The sequence below is a fragment of the Bartonella sp. TT119HLJHH genome (genome assembly GCF_042193385.1).
In the GTDB taxonomy this organism is placed as follows: Bacteria; Pseudomonadota; Alphaproteobacteria; order Rhizobiales; family Rhizobiaceae; genus Bartonella.
The window spans coordinates 1-16,844 of the sequence record NZ_JBHILS010000018.1; the positions used below are offsets into that span (position 1 = coordinate 1).

The 16,844-nt window shown below is 35.6% G+C and carries 8 protein-coding genes, 1 tRNA gene and 1 pseudogene; 6 read left to right on the forward strand and 4 right to left on the reverse strand.

Annotation, left to right across the window (positions count from 1 at the left end; genetic code table 11):
* Positions 1-734: 734 nt before the first annotated feature.
* Positions 735-1,505, reverse strand: a complete 771-nt coding sequence (locus ACFIJL_RS07710) for a phage tail assembly protein (protein WP_375623997.1) — start codon at positions 1,503-1,505, stop codon at positions 735-737.
* A gap of 827 nt (positions 1,506-2,332) precedes the next feature.
* Between ACFIJL_RS07710 and ACFIJL_RS07715 the strand changes: the two genes are divergently transcribed.
* From ACFIJL_RS07715 to ACFIJL_RS07730, 4 genes are all read left to right on the forward strand, one after another.
* Positions 2,333-3,529, forward strand: coding sequence for a multidrug effflux MFS transporter (locus ACFIJL_RS07715; RefSeq protein WP_375623999.1), 1,197 nt, complete (start codon positions 2,333-2,335; stop codon positions 3,527-3,529).
* A gap of 259 nt (positions 3,530-3,788) precedes the next feature.
* A complete protein-coding gene (locus ACFIJL_RS07720) occupies positions 3,789-4,520 on the forward strand; it encodes an alpha/beta fold hydrolase (protein WP_375624001.1) in 732 nt (243 codons plus the stop codon).
* Positions 4,517-6,691, forward strand: a complete 2,175-nt coding sequence (locus tag ACFIJL_RS07725) for an isocitrate/isopropylmalate family dehydrogenase (protein ID WP_375624003.1) — start codon at positions 4,517-4,519, stop codon at positions 6,689-6,691. Before ACFIJL_RS07720 ends, ACFIJL_RS07725 begins: the two co-directional genes overlap by 4 nt.
* 868 nt (positions 6,692-7,559) lie before the next feature.
* Complete coding sequence (locus ACFIJL_RS07730; RefSeq protein ID WP_375624005.1) at positions 7,560-8,366, forward strand: N-acetylmuramoyl-L-alanine amidase; 807 nt, start codon at positions 7,560-7,562, stop codon at positions 8,364-8,366.
* Positions 8,367-9,612: 1,246 nt separating this feature from the next.
* Here the strand turns inward: ACFIJL_RS07730 and ACFIJL_RS07735 are convergent.
* Positions 9,613-10,809, reverse strand: coding sequence for a porin (locus ACFIJL_RS07735; protein ID WP_375624007.1), 1,197 nt, complete (start codon positions 10,807-10,809; stop codon positions 9,613-9,615).
* A gap of 315 nt (positions 10,810-11,124) precedes the next feature.
* On the opposite strand from ACFIJL_RS07735, the gene ACFIJL_RS07740 reads away from it, so the two are divergent.
* Positions 11,125-11,215: transfer RNA gene (locus ACFIJL_RS07740), tRNA-Ser, on the forward strand.
* Between the two features lie 1,468 nt (positions 11,216-12,683).
* On the opposite strand, the gene ACFIJL_RS07745 is transcribed toward ACFIJL_RS07740, so the two are convergent.
* Positions 12,684-13,904 carry an MFS transporter gene (locus ACFIJL_RS07745; RefSeq protein WP_375624009.1) on the reverse strand — a complete coding sequence of 407 codons (1,221 nt, stop codon included), beginning with the start codon at positions 13,902-13,904 and terminating at the stop codon, positions 12,684-12,686.
* A complete protein-coding gene (locus tag ACFIJL_RS07750; protein WP_375624011.1) occupies positions 13,901-14,374 on the reverse strand; it encodes a hypothetical protein in 474 nt (157 codons plus the stop codon). The genes ACFIJL_RS07745 and ACFIJL_RS07750 overlap by 4 nt, the downstream gene beginning before the upstream one ends.
* A 2,246-nt stretch (positions 14,375-16,620) precedes the next feature.
* Here ACFIJL_RS07750 and ACFIJL_RS07755 point away from each other — a divergent pair.
* Positions 16,621-16,844 (forward strand): annotated as a pseudogene (locus tag ACFIJL_RS07755) (late control protein); the annotation flags it as partial.

The window sequence follows — 16,844 nt, forward strand, 5'->3', positions numbered from 1 at the left end:
TGAAATGGGTGTGTGAAAGAGTGAATATTTTTCTTCTAGAGATGTTTCTCCTAGAAAATTCGTCTCAAATGGTGTGTCTTCAGGAATGCGAGTTTCCATGTTTTATCTCCTTGAATATGCTGGAGATACAATGCCTTTTGGCTAATTATGTTCCAAAAGGGAATAGATATGCGCCAAAAAGGACAGAAAACTTCGAAAACAAGACGGTGATCATTAACTTAAAATTCTTCTTACATGACTCCAGTCTAGAACTGATAATACCAGTTTATCGAGAATTTTAGTTGATGGGGGGGGTAAACGGTCTATGGGGAATAAAGGAATGGCTCTCTTTTCCCGTTCTGTACTGCAATGTTTAAAAGATTGAATGTCGTTGTGAAGTTTAATCTTTCCCCCTTAGCTTAAAAGTAAGCTCTCTTAATGCTTTTCTTTCAAGTAATGTCCCAGATACTGCTTGAGGAAAACTTTGTAAACGCTTTTCCATCATTGATTATGTTTGAAGGTAAAAAGTAAAATTCTGGAGTCTTTATTTTATTATTTCATTTTTTGTAAAAACAGCGCGTCTTCTAAAATTTTAGTTTTTTTATATGTACTTATAATTAAAAGAATGCTTCAATTATTCAAAATAAATATCAAAAGTATTCAATTCAAAAAGCTATGAGAGATAAAAGAGAAGGAAGAAACATTAGTGTTCTAAGCTGTTTTTCCTTCTCTTATTTCTTTATATCAAAACAATGCTAGAAAAATTTTCTAAGTTCTTTGAGTAAAAACTCCCAAAACCAGAGAGGAAAGTTGAAAAGTTTTGAGACAATGTCCAAAAGTTTCGAGATTCTCTCCAAAGGTTGTTTTTTAGTTTCGCCCGCAGTTTTTTTATACGATGTAAGAGCACTTTGATTTGAGAGATAAATTTGGTTCGATGGACCATCTTGTATTAAGAAAGTGCATTTTGTAAAGGTCATGCGTTCCACCTTTATGACGTAGGGATTATGAACTGTAATCGGTTCATAGGTGCTACAGGTTTTCACTTTTGCATTTGCAGTTGTCATGGATTCTGTTTCAAATGTATTTGTATAAAGGTTACTTGTGCATTTTTCGGGTTTACTGTCGATTAAAATACATTCATCCATTATGCTTTTTATGGCTGCATTTACTTTGTTTATAAAGTTTTTGAGATGTTTAGAAAATTGAGTTTCTAAGGATAGGATTTTTAGGGATGGGATTTTTATGATTGTATTCATTTTATCAAGTTTTTTTAATACTTTTTTTATTAAAGTCCCGTAAATGTCTTTAATGTTTAAAAAATCACGAACACCAAGTTTACTGATGGCATTATAGGACCACCCTGAAAGACATGCGATCATTTCAATTGATTGCTCGTCACCTTCTTTGCTCTGTATTGCTTTTAAGTCTTTAAATTTCGGGCGGCGTAAGGTGATTTCTGTGTATGTCTTTCCTTCCACTTTAATAGGTCCAAGTAATTGGTACGTGGCTCGTTCTGTTATATTCATTAATAGCTTCTCCTTGCTTTCTACATTAGATGCAGAATGATTCGTCAAATTTTTATTATATCATGTTTGTCAATAGCTTAGGCAATAAACTTTGTGATGGTTATGTAGAATGAAATTCTAACAAAATGGACAAGATGAATTTAGATTTTAAGGGGAGATAGAAGCGCAATTTGCTTTATGATATTAGTGGATGATATTAGTGGGCTATTAAGTTTATTTGCTCAATTATTTGTATTGATAAAGTCTTCTCCATGAGCCATTATTATATGCTGTATTGTTACAATAATATTTGCGTGGGGAGTTTTGAGGAGAGGGAGTTTGTGGCTTCTTTTTTCTTTGAGCGTTGTAAACCAATTCTGATAAAAGATGTTGTCGGAAGAGTGATGTTGTTGTCATGGAGAGGGATAGAGTTTGGGAGCGTTTTTGTTGATGATATCAATGAAAAAAGCTGATGAAGATAGGGCAACATGAATACAACAAAATGCGCTATTTCGGATTGGGAAATATATCTCTGAAGGAGAGTTTTGATCTTTTAGCTTCTTTTGCGTATAGTTTTAAAATTGCGATTTGCTATGCTTTAAAATTAATTATAAAGTGAAGCACTAAGTGTTTATTTACGTGTTGAGTGTGTGCGTGCGGATCATGCACTGGATTTATGTATCAACAAGATGAATTATTCTCGAATAAAGTAAAAGAATAAAGAAAATTTATTATTTTATTCCCTGTGGATAAAGTTAAAATAGCTCTATATTTATAAATATAAATTATTATTTTTCTATAAACGTAAAATTTAAATATTTTTAAATTTAAGAAATGTGACTTTCCTGATGAAACATAAATATACATTACCATTCATTATACTTATCGTATGTTTATCAACAGGAGGTTTGATTTCTACCGATATTTTTTTACCAGCACTGGGCGATATGCGTCAATATTATCAAGTGACACAATCTCAAATTCAAAGTGCAGTGGCGGTTTTTTTGTTGGCATTGGCACTTGGACAGCTCATTTATGGGCCGCTGAGTGATAATTTTGGGCGTAAAAAAACACTTCTATTGGGCTTATTCTTGTGGTTATTTACGACACTTGGTGTGATTTATACGGTTCATATTCACGCTTTTCTTGTGTTACGTTTTTTGCAAGGTCTTGGTGCTTGTGCGGGACTTGTCTTAAGTCGTGCAATTATCAATGATTTGTTGGATAAAAAAGCGGCTGGAAAACTTTATTTGATTGTTTTCCCTTTTATTGGAATGTCACCAGCACTTGCACCTTTCATTGGTGGACTTTTGATACAGGCTTTTCATTGGCAGGCAACTTTTATCTTTTTAAGCTTTTTTATATTTTTGACCATTTTGCTATGTTGTTTTGTGCTAAGCGAAACTCTACCCCCTCAAAAACGGCAGCATTTTTCTCCTATAGGATTGATGAAGGCATATTTAGGCGTTTTCAGAAATAAACAATTTATTTTTTATGCACTTATTCCGTGTTTTTCTTACGCTGCCTATTTTGCTTATATTGTGGAGTCGCCTTTTTTACTCACGACTTTGGGGTTATCACCGATACACATTAGTTATAGCTATATTGGTGTCTCGTTTCCCTATATTTTGGGAAATCTTTTGGCGCGATGGTTTTTTGAACGCGAGTCTATGGAAAAAACTGTGGGCAGAGGGTACATTATTTTTGTGATAGGTGGTGTGCTGTTTGCTTTGCAAATGTATCTAAGCCCATGGCCCCTTGTGACAAGTTTTATGGCTATTGCTGTTCTTACTTTTGGCAATGGTTTTTTATTGCCTTTAGGAACAGCGTTGGCTATTTCATCGCATCCGAAAGCTGCTGGAGCGGCTTCTGGTGTTATGGGATCTTTGCAATTAGGAAGTGCGGCACTCAGTGCAGCGGTTATCGGAAAAATCTCTGGTCATAGCCCACGGGCTATGGCAACTTTGTTAGCTGTGTGTTGTATGATTGGTTTTATCATTTATATTCAAAAAGCGCGTCATTTTATGACTTCAGAAATAAGCTGAGTGAAATGATAAAAAGAAAGCATTATGCGGAAATGCTTTTGATGTTTTACACAAATGGGGCACCTGTACATTAGATGAATTTTTTTTATTAAGTTGCTGGATTGAGTGGGTTTAAAATTTGTTGCAAGCTTAGTTTGAGTTTAACAAATCGATTATTATGGGGGAATATGAGCATAGAATTTCAACATATTTTCATTATATTGGGTAGGAAAAGTTCTGGCTCTAATGCATGTTTAAAAATAAGGGGAGGAATTGATCAATGAGCCTTCCTATTATTATTCTTTCTCCTGTAATGCCAATTTGGGATGGTGGTGTTTTTTGTTCTCCATTGACAAAGCTATGCTTATCAAAAGGATACCCAGTCACTCTGTTGGATACGCTTTCTCTTTTTCCTAAGGGTTCTCATGTGCTCAATCATTCTGCTGTAGACATTTTATCTTTTATGGCAGAAAAACTTAAAAACTATTTTAAAGAACCCGCAGTGCTTGTGGGATTTTCTATGGCTGGAACATTGGTACAAATATTGGCAGCACGGCTTTCCAATGTTCAAGCTGTGCTTGCTGTGAATGCACCTGGCTATCCAGATAAGGTTTTGCAACGGCGCCTTGGAGATATTCTTGCCTCCTTAGAAAATAATGATTTATCGGGGGCTTTGGAAATACTCAATGGTTTTATGCATCCTTCTGGCATTATGAAAAAAAGAGTTTTATTGGAGATTCCCGATAAACAAAAAAGCGTGGCAATTGAACGCATGACAAGAGGGTTTAAACTCTTATTAGAAATAGATGCTAGAGATGAAATAGTTAAGTATAAGGGGAAGTTTTTAGCTTTAGTGGGAGAAAAGTCGCAACTTGCAACGGTAAATAATCAGACGAAAAGTCATAATCTGAACCATGAATATAAGATTATCTCTGGTGCTGGTACGCGTTTGTGGGAGGATAATCCTACTATGACGGATGCAGTCATTGATGAGTGGATGGAGGGACTATGAAAAAGAAAGTTCTTGTATTACCTGGTGATGGGATAGGGCTAGAGGTTTGTGATGCTGCGTTGATGGTTTTAGAGCAATTTCAATTGCCGATTGAATTGACTTATGGTGATATTGGTTTTGAATGTTGGAAACAGGAAGGAGATCCTATCCCTCAAGCGACTTGGCAAAAAATTACTCAGAGTGATGCTATTTTACTTGGTGCTGTGACCAATAAAGGAAAAGAAGCAGCTTTAAAAGAACTTGCTCCGCATTTAAAAGAGAAAAACCTTGCCTATGTTGCTCCCGCACTTCAACTTCGCCAAAAGTTAGGTTTGTTTGCAAATATACGTCCTGTAAGATACATCTCTGGTCCGAGAAAACCTTTTCATTTTTGTGTTATCAGAGAAAATAGTGAAGGCTTTTATGCTGGATTGGATTTTCGGGGTATTTCTCCTGAAACAGCCGTTTGGCTAAAACATCCAAATTTGACAAAATATGGGCTTGAGGAAGCTGCGTGGACAGTCCGTTTGCAGACACGCTTTGGTTTAGAGCGGTTATTTGAATATGCTTTTTCTTATGCGAGGAAATATGGCTTTAAGCGCGTTACTTTTGCTGATAAGCCCAATGTTATGCCGGAAAGTAGTCAGTTTGCTCAGGAAATTTTTGAGAAAATTGCGCAAAACTATCCGGAAATTGAAGCAGATATTCATAATGTTGATGCGGTTGCTTTGTGGATTGCAACCAAGCCAGAGCGGTTTGGTGTGATTGTTGCTGAAAATATGTTTGGCAATATTCTCTCTGATCTTGGCTCTGGGATAATGGGGGGATTGGGGCTTGCTCCTCATGCAAATGTGGGGAGCGAGATTGCTTGTTTTGAACCTGTTCATGGAAGCGCACCACGTATTGCTGGACAAAATAAAGCCAATCCTTCTGCGATGCTTTATACCACGGCTTTACTCTTAGAGCATTTAGGCTTTAAAGATGCAGCAAAACAACTGTCTGAGAGGGTTGATCAGGTTATTCGTGCTGGAAAAACCGTTACCTATGATCTTGGAGGTGTCGCCTCTACCTGTCAAATGGCTGAAGCTGTTCGCAATTCTCTTGTGAAGCCTGTCTCTGTGTGTCATGCGGCGATTATCACTGTTGGTGATGAACTCCTTTCAGGACAATATTTGAATACGAATTTACAAGATTTGAGTCAAAGCTTAAACAAGAGAAATATTCAAGTCACACGTCATTTTGTTTGTGCTGATCAATTACAGCAAATCAGTGAGACTGTTGTTTCTTGTCTTGGGCAAGAAGATCTTATCATTATCAGTGGGGGATTGGGACCAACATCAGATGACATAACACGTGATGCGGTTTCTCAAGCTGTAAAGCAGCCTTTACTACATCATGAAGATGTTTGGCAAACAATAAAAGGTCAATTACAACGATTAGGGATTTTGGTGGATAAGAGTAATGCGCGTCAAGCATTGTTTCCTGAGACAGCAACCGTGCTTGATAATCCTACAGGCACAGCACCAGGCTTTTATCTCTCTTGCGATGGAAGTACGCTTGTTGTTTTGCCTGGTCCACCATCACAGGCTCTTGCGCTTTTAGAGAATTATTTAGAACACAATGAGAAGAAATATTCTTCTGTATCGCGTGCGGGGTATGCATGGACTTTGATTGGAATTGATGAAAGTAGCATTGCACAGTGGGTTGATGATCATCTTGAAAATGAACCCTTTGAACGGCATTTTTTATGGAAAAGCCCTTATGTTTTGGTGCAACTGGTTGCTCAATCAGAAGCGCCCTTGGAACAACAGTTCGTGGAAGAATTTGAAAGTCATTTTCACCCCTATTTGATTGGTGCAGAAGTTACTACTGCTTGTAAACAATTAGCAATGCATGCAGAGGTTCGTTGGTCTGCCAATGATCCGCGGCTTTTAGAATATTTTCAGCCCATAGAAAAAGGTAAACAAGATATTCCACTGCTTGAGGTTGAAGTGAGCCTAGAGCCTTCTTTGGAGACATTAGAAAATCAAGAAGAAAGCCTTGGACATGCTACCATGGCTATACGGATGAAAGGTTATGGTGATGATCGTGTAACTTTTCCCTATACGCGACCACTTTTAGGTGCCGTCTTACAAGAATATGCAGCTTGGTTGGTTTTAAAAAGAGTTTTGCAAACTGAGAAAAGAAAATGAACCGCTATGGGGATGTAACAATATTTCTCAAATTATTGAACGTTCTATTATAAGAAGTATTTTGATCATTTTCTTAAGTGGTTTTTATCTATAGGGTAATTTTTCTTTTGATGTGTCATTAAATGACTTTGACTTGATTCAAAATTAAGAAAAACTTTATGATATTAGGTTCGCTACATTCAATATTTATAATGATTAATTATGATTATAAATCAAGATGTTATCTTCCATGGAGCTTATGACAAGGAATCCAGAGACTTCATGTGCCTCAAGCGTTGTAAATAATTCAGATTCTTTGTAAATCAAAAAGCAATGGTGTGAAAAGACAAGAAGTCGTGTCATTTACAGGCAAGTTTTGCAAATTTTATTGAAATATATGTCCGTGAAGAGTTTTATTGTGAACATGTGCCGTTCCGTTATCTGATAATAAATTGCTGTAAAGAGCTCATAAAATTTTTCCTTTAAGTTTTTGTGTGATTGCATGATCATTGGGTGTTCGCTTCTGAGGGGCGATATTTTTCAATTTGATAACAGGAAGAACTATTTTTTCTGTAAGACGTGAAGATTTAATGAGTGATCATTTTACGCTTTTGTTTTCTTTTCGATTGGTAATTTGTAGGAATTTGTTTGGGGAAAATATTTAATGCGGTGTGTTTGTGAATGCGGTTAAAAACATTTTACGCGTGTGTGGGGGAGAAATAAAAATGTGTCTTAATTGTTGATAAGAGTATCAATGTTTTTGATGAACAAATTTTAGGCGTAATTCTTAGTATCTAGATGGGAAGTTCATTGCGAATTTTTTTAACAGTTCGTGTCCTATCTGTTGTGATGCGCAGTGGTCTTTTTAAGCAACAAAGAAAGGGCTTTTATGTATCAGATTGATTACAACAGTTATCGTTCTGTCAAGAGTTTTAATCGTCGCGTTCGTTTTCTCGTCATGCATTATACGGCTCTTGATTTTAAAGCCTCGATTATGGCGCTTACAGGAGAAAAGGTTAGTGCACACTATCTTGTTCCTGATCCTTCAGAGCAGACATATCGTGAGGCAGGCTTTAAGGACATGCGTATTTTTAATCTGGTCGATGAAAATGAGCGTGCATGGCATGCGGGTGTGAGTTCATGGGCTGGGCATAGTCATCTCAATGATGCATCTATCGGGATTGAAATCGTTAATTTAGCGACGGGTCATTCTGAGTCTCCAGAAGAGACAGTTGATTTTATGGCTTATCATGATGAGGGGGGGATATTTCCTCCTTATAATCCAATACAAATTGATGCCGTTAAGGAACTTGCCTTAAATATTCTTCAACGGTATCCCGATATTATGCCAACGGATGTGGTGGGACATAGTGATATTGCCATTGGAAGAAAAAGTGATCCAGGAGCAGCTTTTCCATGGAAAGAGCTTTATAAGGCAGGTATAGGAGCATGGTATGATGATGAACTAAAAAGTCATTATCAAGAGCAATTCTCTAAGAACTTTCCACCCAAAGAAGATGTTTTGGCGAAGCTAAAATGTTATGGATATGACATTTCTGCTGCGTGTACCCAAACAGGATACAAAGATTTGATCCGAGCATTTCAACTTCATTTTCGTCAAGAAAATTATGATGGGATTCTAGATGTTGAAACAGCAGCAATTCTTTATGCATTGGTTGATAAATATTTTCCGTGAATTCAATGCGTTTTAATTGAAAATATGGGTATGATTACGTGTAAGCCTTTTTATTATCAAGAGAGGCTGCTTTTTGCCAATGGGCTTTATGTAAAAAAGGCATTAATCGTGTAAAAAATCCCCTGTACGGTATAAGGCGTTTTATGGAAACATAACTCTGAAAGCTCTATGATTTGCAGAGATTAAATTTACTGTTTCTTTGTCTTATATTTTTCGTCCTTTAAAAACGCGTAAAGTCAAGATGTTGCGTATATCATGGCATGCTCCTTACGCAGGATAAAACGCTTCAAATAAAATGGACTTGTGTTGTATATTTCCATGCTTGTTTTAAAGCAATGTCTTTTAATGCGTATTACAACACATATTTTACAGCGACGTTTATAGAGAATATAATCTAAAATCCTCTATGAAGTGTATCCTCATTTTTATGCTTAATAAAAGTGCCTAGCACTATCGTACACTTTGTCAGATCTCAATGTTACGACAACCCTTGGAGTTTAAAACGATTCATAAAAGGGTTTTCTTTACTCGTTTTTATTCACACGGCTCTCTCCGCTTGTTGTACAAGTGAAAGGTTTTGGTTGATTGAAACATGAAAAATAATAAATTATGATTATAAATCAATGTGATGTAGGTTCAGGAAAAATAGGGGTATTTACAGATTGCTCCTGATAGGGGCTCTATTCTTTAGAAGGGAAGAGGTCAATTCATTTTTTGAAGATATATCGCTTTTCTCTTTTATTGCTTTAGGGAATATTTGCATCGTTTTGACAGCATGTTTCTTGATGATTAAGTTTTTTAATGAAGCCGTGTTATAAAACATTGTGTTTTAGAGTGTTGATAGAAGACACATTCAGGCATATCAAAAACACAATGATGTCTTGTTTTTTTCAATATTTTATCTGTTCAGTACAGAATTGACCAGAGAAGTTCATGACCTAAATTAACAAAGGTTAGAAGTAAATTGCTAAGAAAGACCAATTTGGTCGTAAAGCAAAAGGGTTTGCTCATGCTTTAAAGGGCAAGGAAGAGATTATGTTTGAAGTGATGTGTAAAAGCCCGTGTAAAGTGCTCTTATCAAGCATATCAGGGTTAATCTTCTGAGAGTAGTTTTGTGAAACTAAGTCGTTTTTTTCCGAGAGACAAGACAATACGTATCAGGAAAAGATATTCATGATATTTGATTCCAAAAATAAAAACTGGCAAACCATGTTGCCAGTTTTTAAAAGCTGTAGCTTAAATAGGATTAGAATGAACGCTGTAAACGGATCATACCTTGAAGAGCACTTTTCTTATTGAATAAATGTTTTTCATTATTATTTTGATCCTTCACAATGCGATCATCATTCCAATTAACATAGGTTAATTCAGGTGTAATCACAAATCCTGGAACCAGCGTGTATGCAATATTTACAGAAGTTGCAAAGGTTTTTACAGCACTATAAGAAACTTGTGCATTCAAATTTGCTTTTGGCGTAAGCTTGTAAGTGGCACCCGCCCAAGCTGCCCATTTACCACCCCAGTTTGCATAAATCGTTGTGCTTTTTCGTGATAATTCATCATTTCCATTTACTGTGTAGTAATCAAGGCCATTTTTATAGCCAGCCATTACCCATAGATTGAAACGATCGTTGACATTGAAATCTGCACGTACTTTTCCAGCCCACTTTTTGTAGTAAGCATCATATGCTGCAACTGCTGAAAAACCACCCCATTTTTGCATGAACTTTATACCCAAAACCACATTCGGGGTGTAATTTTTAATTGCTTTACTTGGAAGAGTACCCTCAGTGATAGAAACAAGCTTATCATCTTTATCAATGTAGTATCCTGTTATTCCTGGAAGAGAATCTGCATTATTGCCTAATTCAGCGCCGATAATAGCAGAAAAGCCGGAATCACCACTAAAGGTGTAGGAAATAAAATTGGTGCGTGTTGTGCCGGCGGGCGCTATGCTGTCATCATTGAGAACATTTCCATAATCACCAGTCCAGCTGTTGAAAATTGTGTCATCAAGACCTACGCGAAAACCACCCAGTTCAATGTAAGCCGCGGCAAGCTTTGCAGCAGCGTTGTCTCTACCATCACCCCAGTTTGAATAAATTCTTGCATATGAACGAAGTGTTCCCATTTCTGTTTCAGAAGCTGCTTGAAAAACAAGGGTGAGCCGTGATGCTGCGCCATAGGTTTTTCTTTTGTCTCTTAGTTCAGTTTCGGTTGTTGCATCGATATTATTACCGCCTATAAAATCAGTACGAACATTTCCTGATAAACGCATGCAGGTTTCTGTTCCAGGGATATAAAAATATCCTTTTCCGTAGGCATCACAAACGCGAACATATTCTACAGGTTCGGGTTCGGCGATAACTGTTGAAGCAGCATGTGCTCCAGAAATTGCTAAAAAAGCTGCTGTAGAGCTTAAAAAGAGGGATTTAATATTCATATGGGATCTCCGAGGTCCGGTTAAATTTCTTCTAAAGAGTACCATTTGCCTAACGCATTAAGGATAAAGACATAAGTAAAATACGCAGCACTTGTTATCTTAGCTATAACTAATCTTTTTAGAGTTTCAAATATGAAATTACCTTTTTGTAATATATACATGTACTATTCGAGATGCTGTGGTAAAAAAGACACAATTCTTGTTTTATTAACTTTTGCTCTCTATGGGATCAATAGGAGAAAAATTTTCAGATATTTGGGAAAAAAATCGAAAATGTCTTGAACTTTCTGTTGATACCATTTATGCCTCTCTGTTGGAGAGGTGGCCGAGTGGTCGAAGGCGCTCCCCTGCTAAGGGAGTAGGGCTCAAAAGGCTCTCGAGAGTTCGAATCTCTTCCTCTCCGCCATCTATTGTTATAAAAGCAGTTGATTGTGTATAGGAATTTTTTTCAGTGATTTGTGCTCATTTGCTTTTCTACTAATCTCGATTTTGTGAAGTTTTTTGATTGCTTTTCTTGCTAGATGTTTTCTATCAGCTACTCTGCTATAGAGTGGTGCTATTTTATCTTCCTTCCATCTAAATTTATGTGCGAAATTGTAATACCTGTATTAGCAGCGCGTGTGGTTGCTCATTTTCTTAATTCCTGTGTTGATTTTTAATTTTATGTTTCATGAAACAAGGTACAAAAATTTCTTTTCTAATGGTGTAAACTAAAGCAAAACCAATGGGGGATATTTTAAGCGCAAGATGTTTCATGTAAATCGCTATTGTTGATAAAGGAGAACGCGAAGCTCTGTTATAGCAATCACATTGACGTTGCATATTTTTTAGCTAAGGATTGCTTATTTATTTTATGGATATAGGGAGCAGCATGAACGTTTGTAAGAATAAGCGGCCGTAAAGCTAGATATGTTACAGATTTTGTTCTACAAAGTGTTTTTGACCTCCCTATGTCGTTTCAATCGTTTGGTGGCATATTTATTATTTTATGACGTTGTTTTGCTAAGCTTTTGCTTTTGCGTATCAATCAACACCTATTCCTTATACAACGGCATATTTGAGATCAATCTTTAAGATGCTTTACTGCTTTATCGGTTATGTCAACTTTTATATATCAAATAGGGGAGAAAATATTGTATATATTTGCTAGCGAGTCATTTCTAAAAACGGAAGGATCTTTTTAATTTTGAAAAAAAGATGAAAGCGGAAAAGGTGGAAATGAGCTCCCATTTTTATCATCATCTTATTAATTCAGTTTTACAACTTTCATGAATCTCTATGGTCGTGTCTTTTAAATAATGAAGATTACGTATCTTGCGCTTTTGTTTATCCCGTTGGGATTATGCCTCTCATATAAAAAGCATGTTCTAAACACAAATATACTTGTGTTGCCAATTTATGCACTTGTTTTAAAGAGATATCTTTGCAATGTGTATAAGCCCATTTTGCGACGCCACCTCGCAAATGGTATAAAACACAAAAGTTTCTGTGAGACATATAAAGCCTTATAAAGCCACACCATTTGTATACTTATGAAGATGCAAAGAGGTATATTATATATCTGCCTTCCAGTTGTGATAGATTTTGACTATGAGAGTTCATCAGAGGCATTTTTCTTTTCTAAATCGTTTTTATTTATACGGCTTTCTCCACTTATTGATGTGCAAGCAAATGATTTTGATTGTTTCAACCATAAAAATAGATTTGAAAAGAAAGAATCTTACAATATTCAAGTTTGGTATATTATGATTATAAATCAATGTGTTGCTTTATATTTGCATTGTGTATTGAAAGTTGGATGTGGCAATGCTCTCAAAAAAGTATCGATTTCTTTTAGAAGAAAACATTGTGGGTGAAATGTTATGGTTTTCCTCTCATAGAGACTTTTGAGAGTGTTTCATCCATCTCATGACAACCAAACCACACATGAAAAAAGTAATGGTCGGTAATATTAGGTAGTAAGATGGAGAAACTTTTGCAGGAAGAAAAGAAATAATACTTAATACTGTAATTGAAAATACTCTTCCGCTAAAAGAGACAGCACCAACAATACCAGAAATATGTTGCGTTTGTTTTTGGTTAAGTTCTGAGAAAAATAAGCTTTTTGCCCCGATCGGTACAGTGCAAATAAATCCATGGATTAAAGAGAAGGCGATGACTGATGCAGCGGTTTGATGGCTATGAACTAAAAAATAGAGCGCTATGCACATCAGAGCAGAAAAGAAGGAAAAATATTTTATAGAATTCTTATATTTTTTATCAAGAACATGATACTTAGACATCAGTAAATTTGAAAAATATTGTGCTGAAAAGGCTCCAATATGGCAGCACATCAAGACGAGCATTTGCGAACCGTTGAGGTGATGAATTTTTCCCCCTGAAAGTATTATCGGTTGCCAGAAATGATAAATAATCTGAATACCAGCGCTAAAAAGGCACATGAGGAAAATAAACCATGCTCCTCCTACTGTGTTTTGAAATATCCAGAGCGTTTCCTTGGCATTGTGCAAGATTGTTTTTGTTTTGGACGTTTCAATTGTTGTTTTCTTTTCTTCAGGAACAATAAGGAATATCAAAAAAATAAATCCCATCATGAGGCATGAGATGATATATCCCATAAAATATTGTCCAGAGTAATAGATCGTTCCAATGCCTATAATCCCACTGAAAATACTTCCGAAAGAGTTAACCTGGTGGTAGAGATGAGCATAATGCGAAAAGTGATCCTGTTTATCGCCTAGAGAATGGTAAATCCATCCGTCAATGGCGCTGACAATGATGCAAATGCCCGCTGCATAGAGAATTTGCGCAATAATAAGTGCCGTCATATTGGGAGCTTGAAGGCATAAAAGATAAAATACTCCTGTCATAAAGACCCCAGCCATAACGGAATATTTACGTCGATATCTGTCAGATAAAACAGCGCAGGGAAAATCAAGCAGCAGAATGGTGGTGGAAAAGACAACCTGAAGCAGAGCTAATTGCGCCAGACTCACTCCCATGGACATTAAAAAAATCGCATGGTAAACGCCGATCAGCATGCGGACAGCATTATAGGATCCATAGGTGAGAGCAAGGGTGCGTGGTCTGTTCATTGTGTTGTTCCATAGATCGTACAATAAGAATTTCCACTGAACAGAATATTTTTCTGGGAAAAGGGAGCGGTTTCATATCCCCATTCAGGGATCAGTGGAAAGCTGTTTTCCATAACCACCCCAAAATTAAAAAGGTCCCTTAGTCTATATGAGACTTCAAAGCGTATTAATGAGAGCAAATGATGCAACTTTAAAGTGATTATGAGAAACAACATAAGCTTCATAAATGAGATTGTCATCTTTTGAGGGGAGCTGCTTGTGGGGCTGTTGCGTTCATAGCAATCATTTTGTCTAGATCTGTAAAATGATCCTAGGACGGCAAGATCATTGACATAATTAGAACTTATAGAGGCTTGTTTATTTTTTATATACCATTTACTGATCCATTCTCTTTGCTGATTAGGTGAAATAGCACAAATGATCCATAAATCGGTTTTTGGTAATTTTTGGATATCTTTTTTTATAGTCATCAACATTTGTAATCCCCCCCTTTCTTTCTGACTGTTTCTCCGTATCACTTTACGTCTAAAAAAGTTTTTTTCAGAATTCATCTTTACTTTATTTATTAAAAATTTATTAAAAAGATTGTCTCGCAAGGTGCGTTGTGATCACATCATTACGATTAAGAATTAAATTTCTGATATAAGAGGAAGGGTGCTTGATACATTGTGACTAAATACATAAATCTCTCCATATCCTGAAATGATGATTTCCTTTTGCAAAACAGTATCCTGAATGGAAGCTCGATAACCATTACTTTGATCATGGAAATGATAACCTAAAAGAGTGCTTATGAGTGCTTGAATATATTCTTTAGATATTACAGACAGAACAAGAAAATAGTTTTAAAAGAAATCAAACGTGGGATGAAAGCTTTCATCTTATGATGGATGATGGTGAATTTTAAACTTCATCTACTGTTTTTTTGAGCTACTGTGCTGTAAGAAAGATCAAACTCCCCCAATTCATGTCTCTAATTTAGATCATTGATCATAAACATTATATACTGTCTTTTCAAATTATAACTTTGCTCATTGTTTGTCTTCACTGATTAAATCAACATTTCTCTAAAAATGCTGCTTGAGAAAAATGCATCCTATCAGTTTAATACTCGATGATCTTTTAATTAATAAGCAAGATAACATAAAATATACGATAAAAAATGGATAAATTTCAATTTTTATAAAAAACACGAACTTTTTTACTGCTGCTGATAAAAAACAAAGCTATATTAAAAGTAGCCTATATACCCTTCAATATTATTGGTTGTGTTTATCTGTTTTGTCTACTCATTATTTCACCATTGTTAATATGATTGTTAATCAAAATATCATTTTTGAATTATTTATAGCATCGTATTAAACTCTTTTAAAGTCATGGATAAAAGATTAAATTACTCCTCTAGAGATATAAAACTAGATAGAAAATTCCATGACTACTCTGTTGAATAAATTAGTTTTTATAGCTTTACTCTATATGTGGCGTATTTAATTGTTGTACAACTTATCATTTTTTATTTTTATTATAGATTATTAAAAATAGATTTAATAAATTTCATTATGAATATTTTAATATGAATTGTGTGTCTATTTAAATTGTTGTGTTCAGAGAAAAAATAAAAAATGTTTACAAAAAAAGTTCTGTTTAGAGAAGGCTTATTGCTTATCATATTTTTGCTACCATATTTTTTGTCTACCTCGCATGGCTATACGGGTATAGATAAATTATTTTGTTCCCAAGTCGTTCAAGGAACGCAATGATGCGGTTTTTGAGTGGCTCGAGAAGGCTTTTACTATATTTGAGCATGTTGAGAAAAGGACAGAAGCCTTTCGAGGGCTAGGTGAAGCAAATAAGCATAAAGATCAGTCTCAAATGTTACATTACTTAGAAGTGATTTCTGAACATCATGGACATGTTGATGGACTCAATAAAGAACTTGAAAGGCTCAATCACGAAATTGATAGTTTAAACAATAGGCTTCAAAATTTGAAGAAAATATCTCGATAAGAAAACAGAAAGTTGTTCATTGATGCAAATGAGGAAGAATGCATGAGATGATAAACAACGATTTCATTGAAAAAGGAATGAACGGTGGGATTTGCAATAGTACTCATCATATCCGTTACGGTTATTATAGGGACTCTTTGTTTTTTGTGTAACAGAAACTGTGAAAGAGCGGAAAGAGATAGATGGAAAAGATATGGAGAAGCACCAGAAACACGCTCCGAAAATGAAAGAAAAAAATGAGACCAGTATGACAATACAAGAAACATAACCATTTCATGAGATACTTTAAAATCCAGATAATAAGGTTTTGGGAGTCTCTTCAGCATTTGATAAAGAATCTGAAGTTTTAGCGTTTAAAGAAGTTATGGTCCTTTCATCGAAGGACTATAAAATAGTCCTCTGCATATTTGTTATCATTTTGGCAGTGGACTTTGTTATCCAGATGTTGGATAAGGTCATTATCCAAGTATTGGATGGGGGCAGAGAGTTTGATATTTTTACTTTTATATGTATTTTTAGCTTATTTATTTTGATCTGTTGTTTTATGGCTATCCCGATTATTTTAATTTTACACAATACGATTGAGGAAAAAATTGAAAACAATACTTCAGCAATATAAACAGATTTGAAATGAGAGAATCTTACAATATTCGGGTCTCTCATCAATATACAAAACAGTAAATTATCATTATAAATCAATTTGTTGTGTAATAAAGCCGATACATTTGAAGCAGAGTTTGATGATGGTGGCAATGATTTAGAGATTCCCTCAAGCAACAGTGCGCTCCAGGTGATCTTTGGTTATGAGAACAGCATCAGTGCCTTTATGGGGTGTTTTGTTGTGGAGTCAGTGGTCAGTTGTGGTGGCAGTGATGGAGAGATCTTGCGCCTTTGTGGCAAAAGTGCCTCGATGCGTAAAGAGCTCAAAGAACA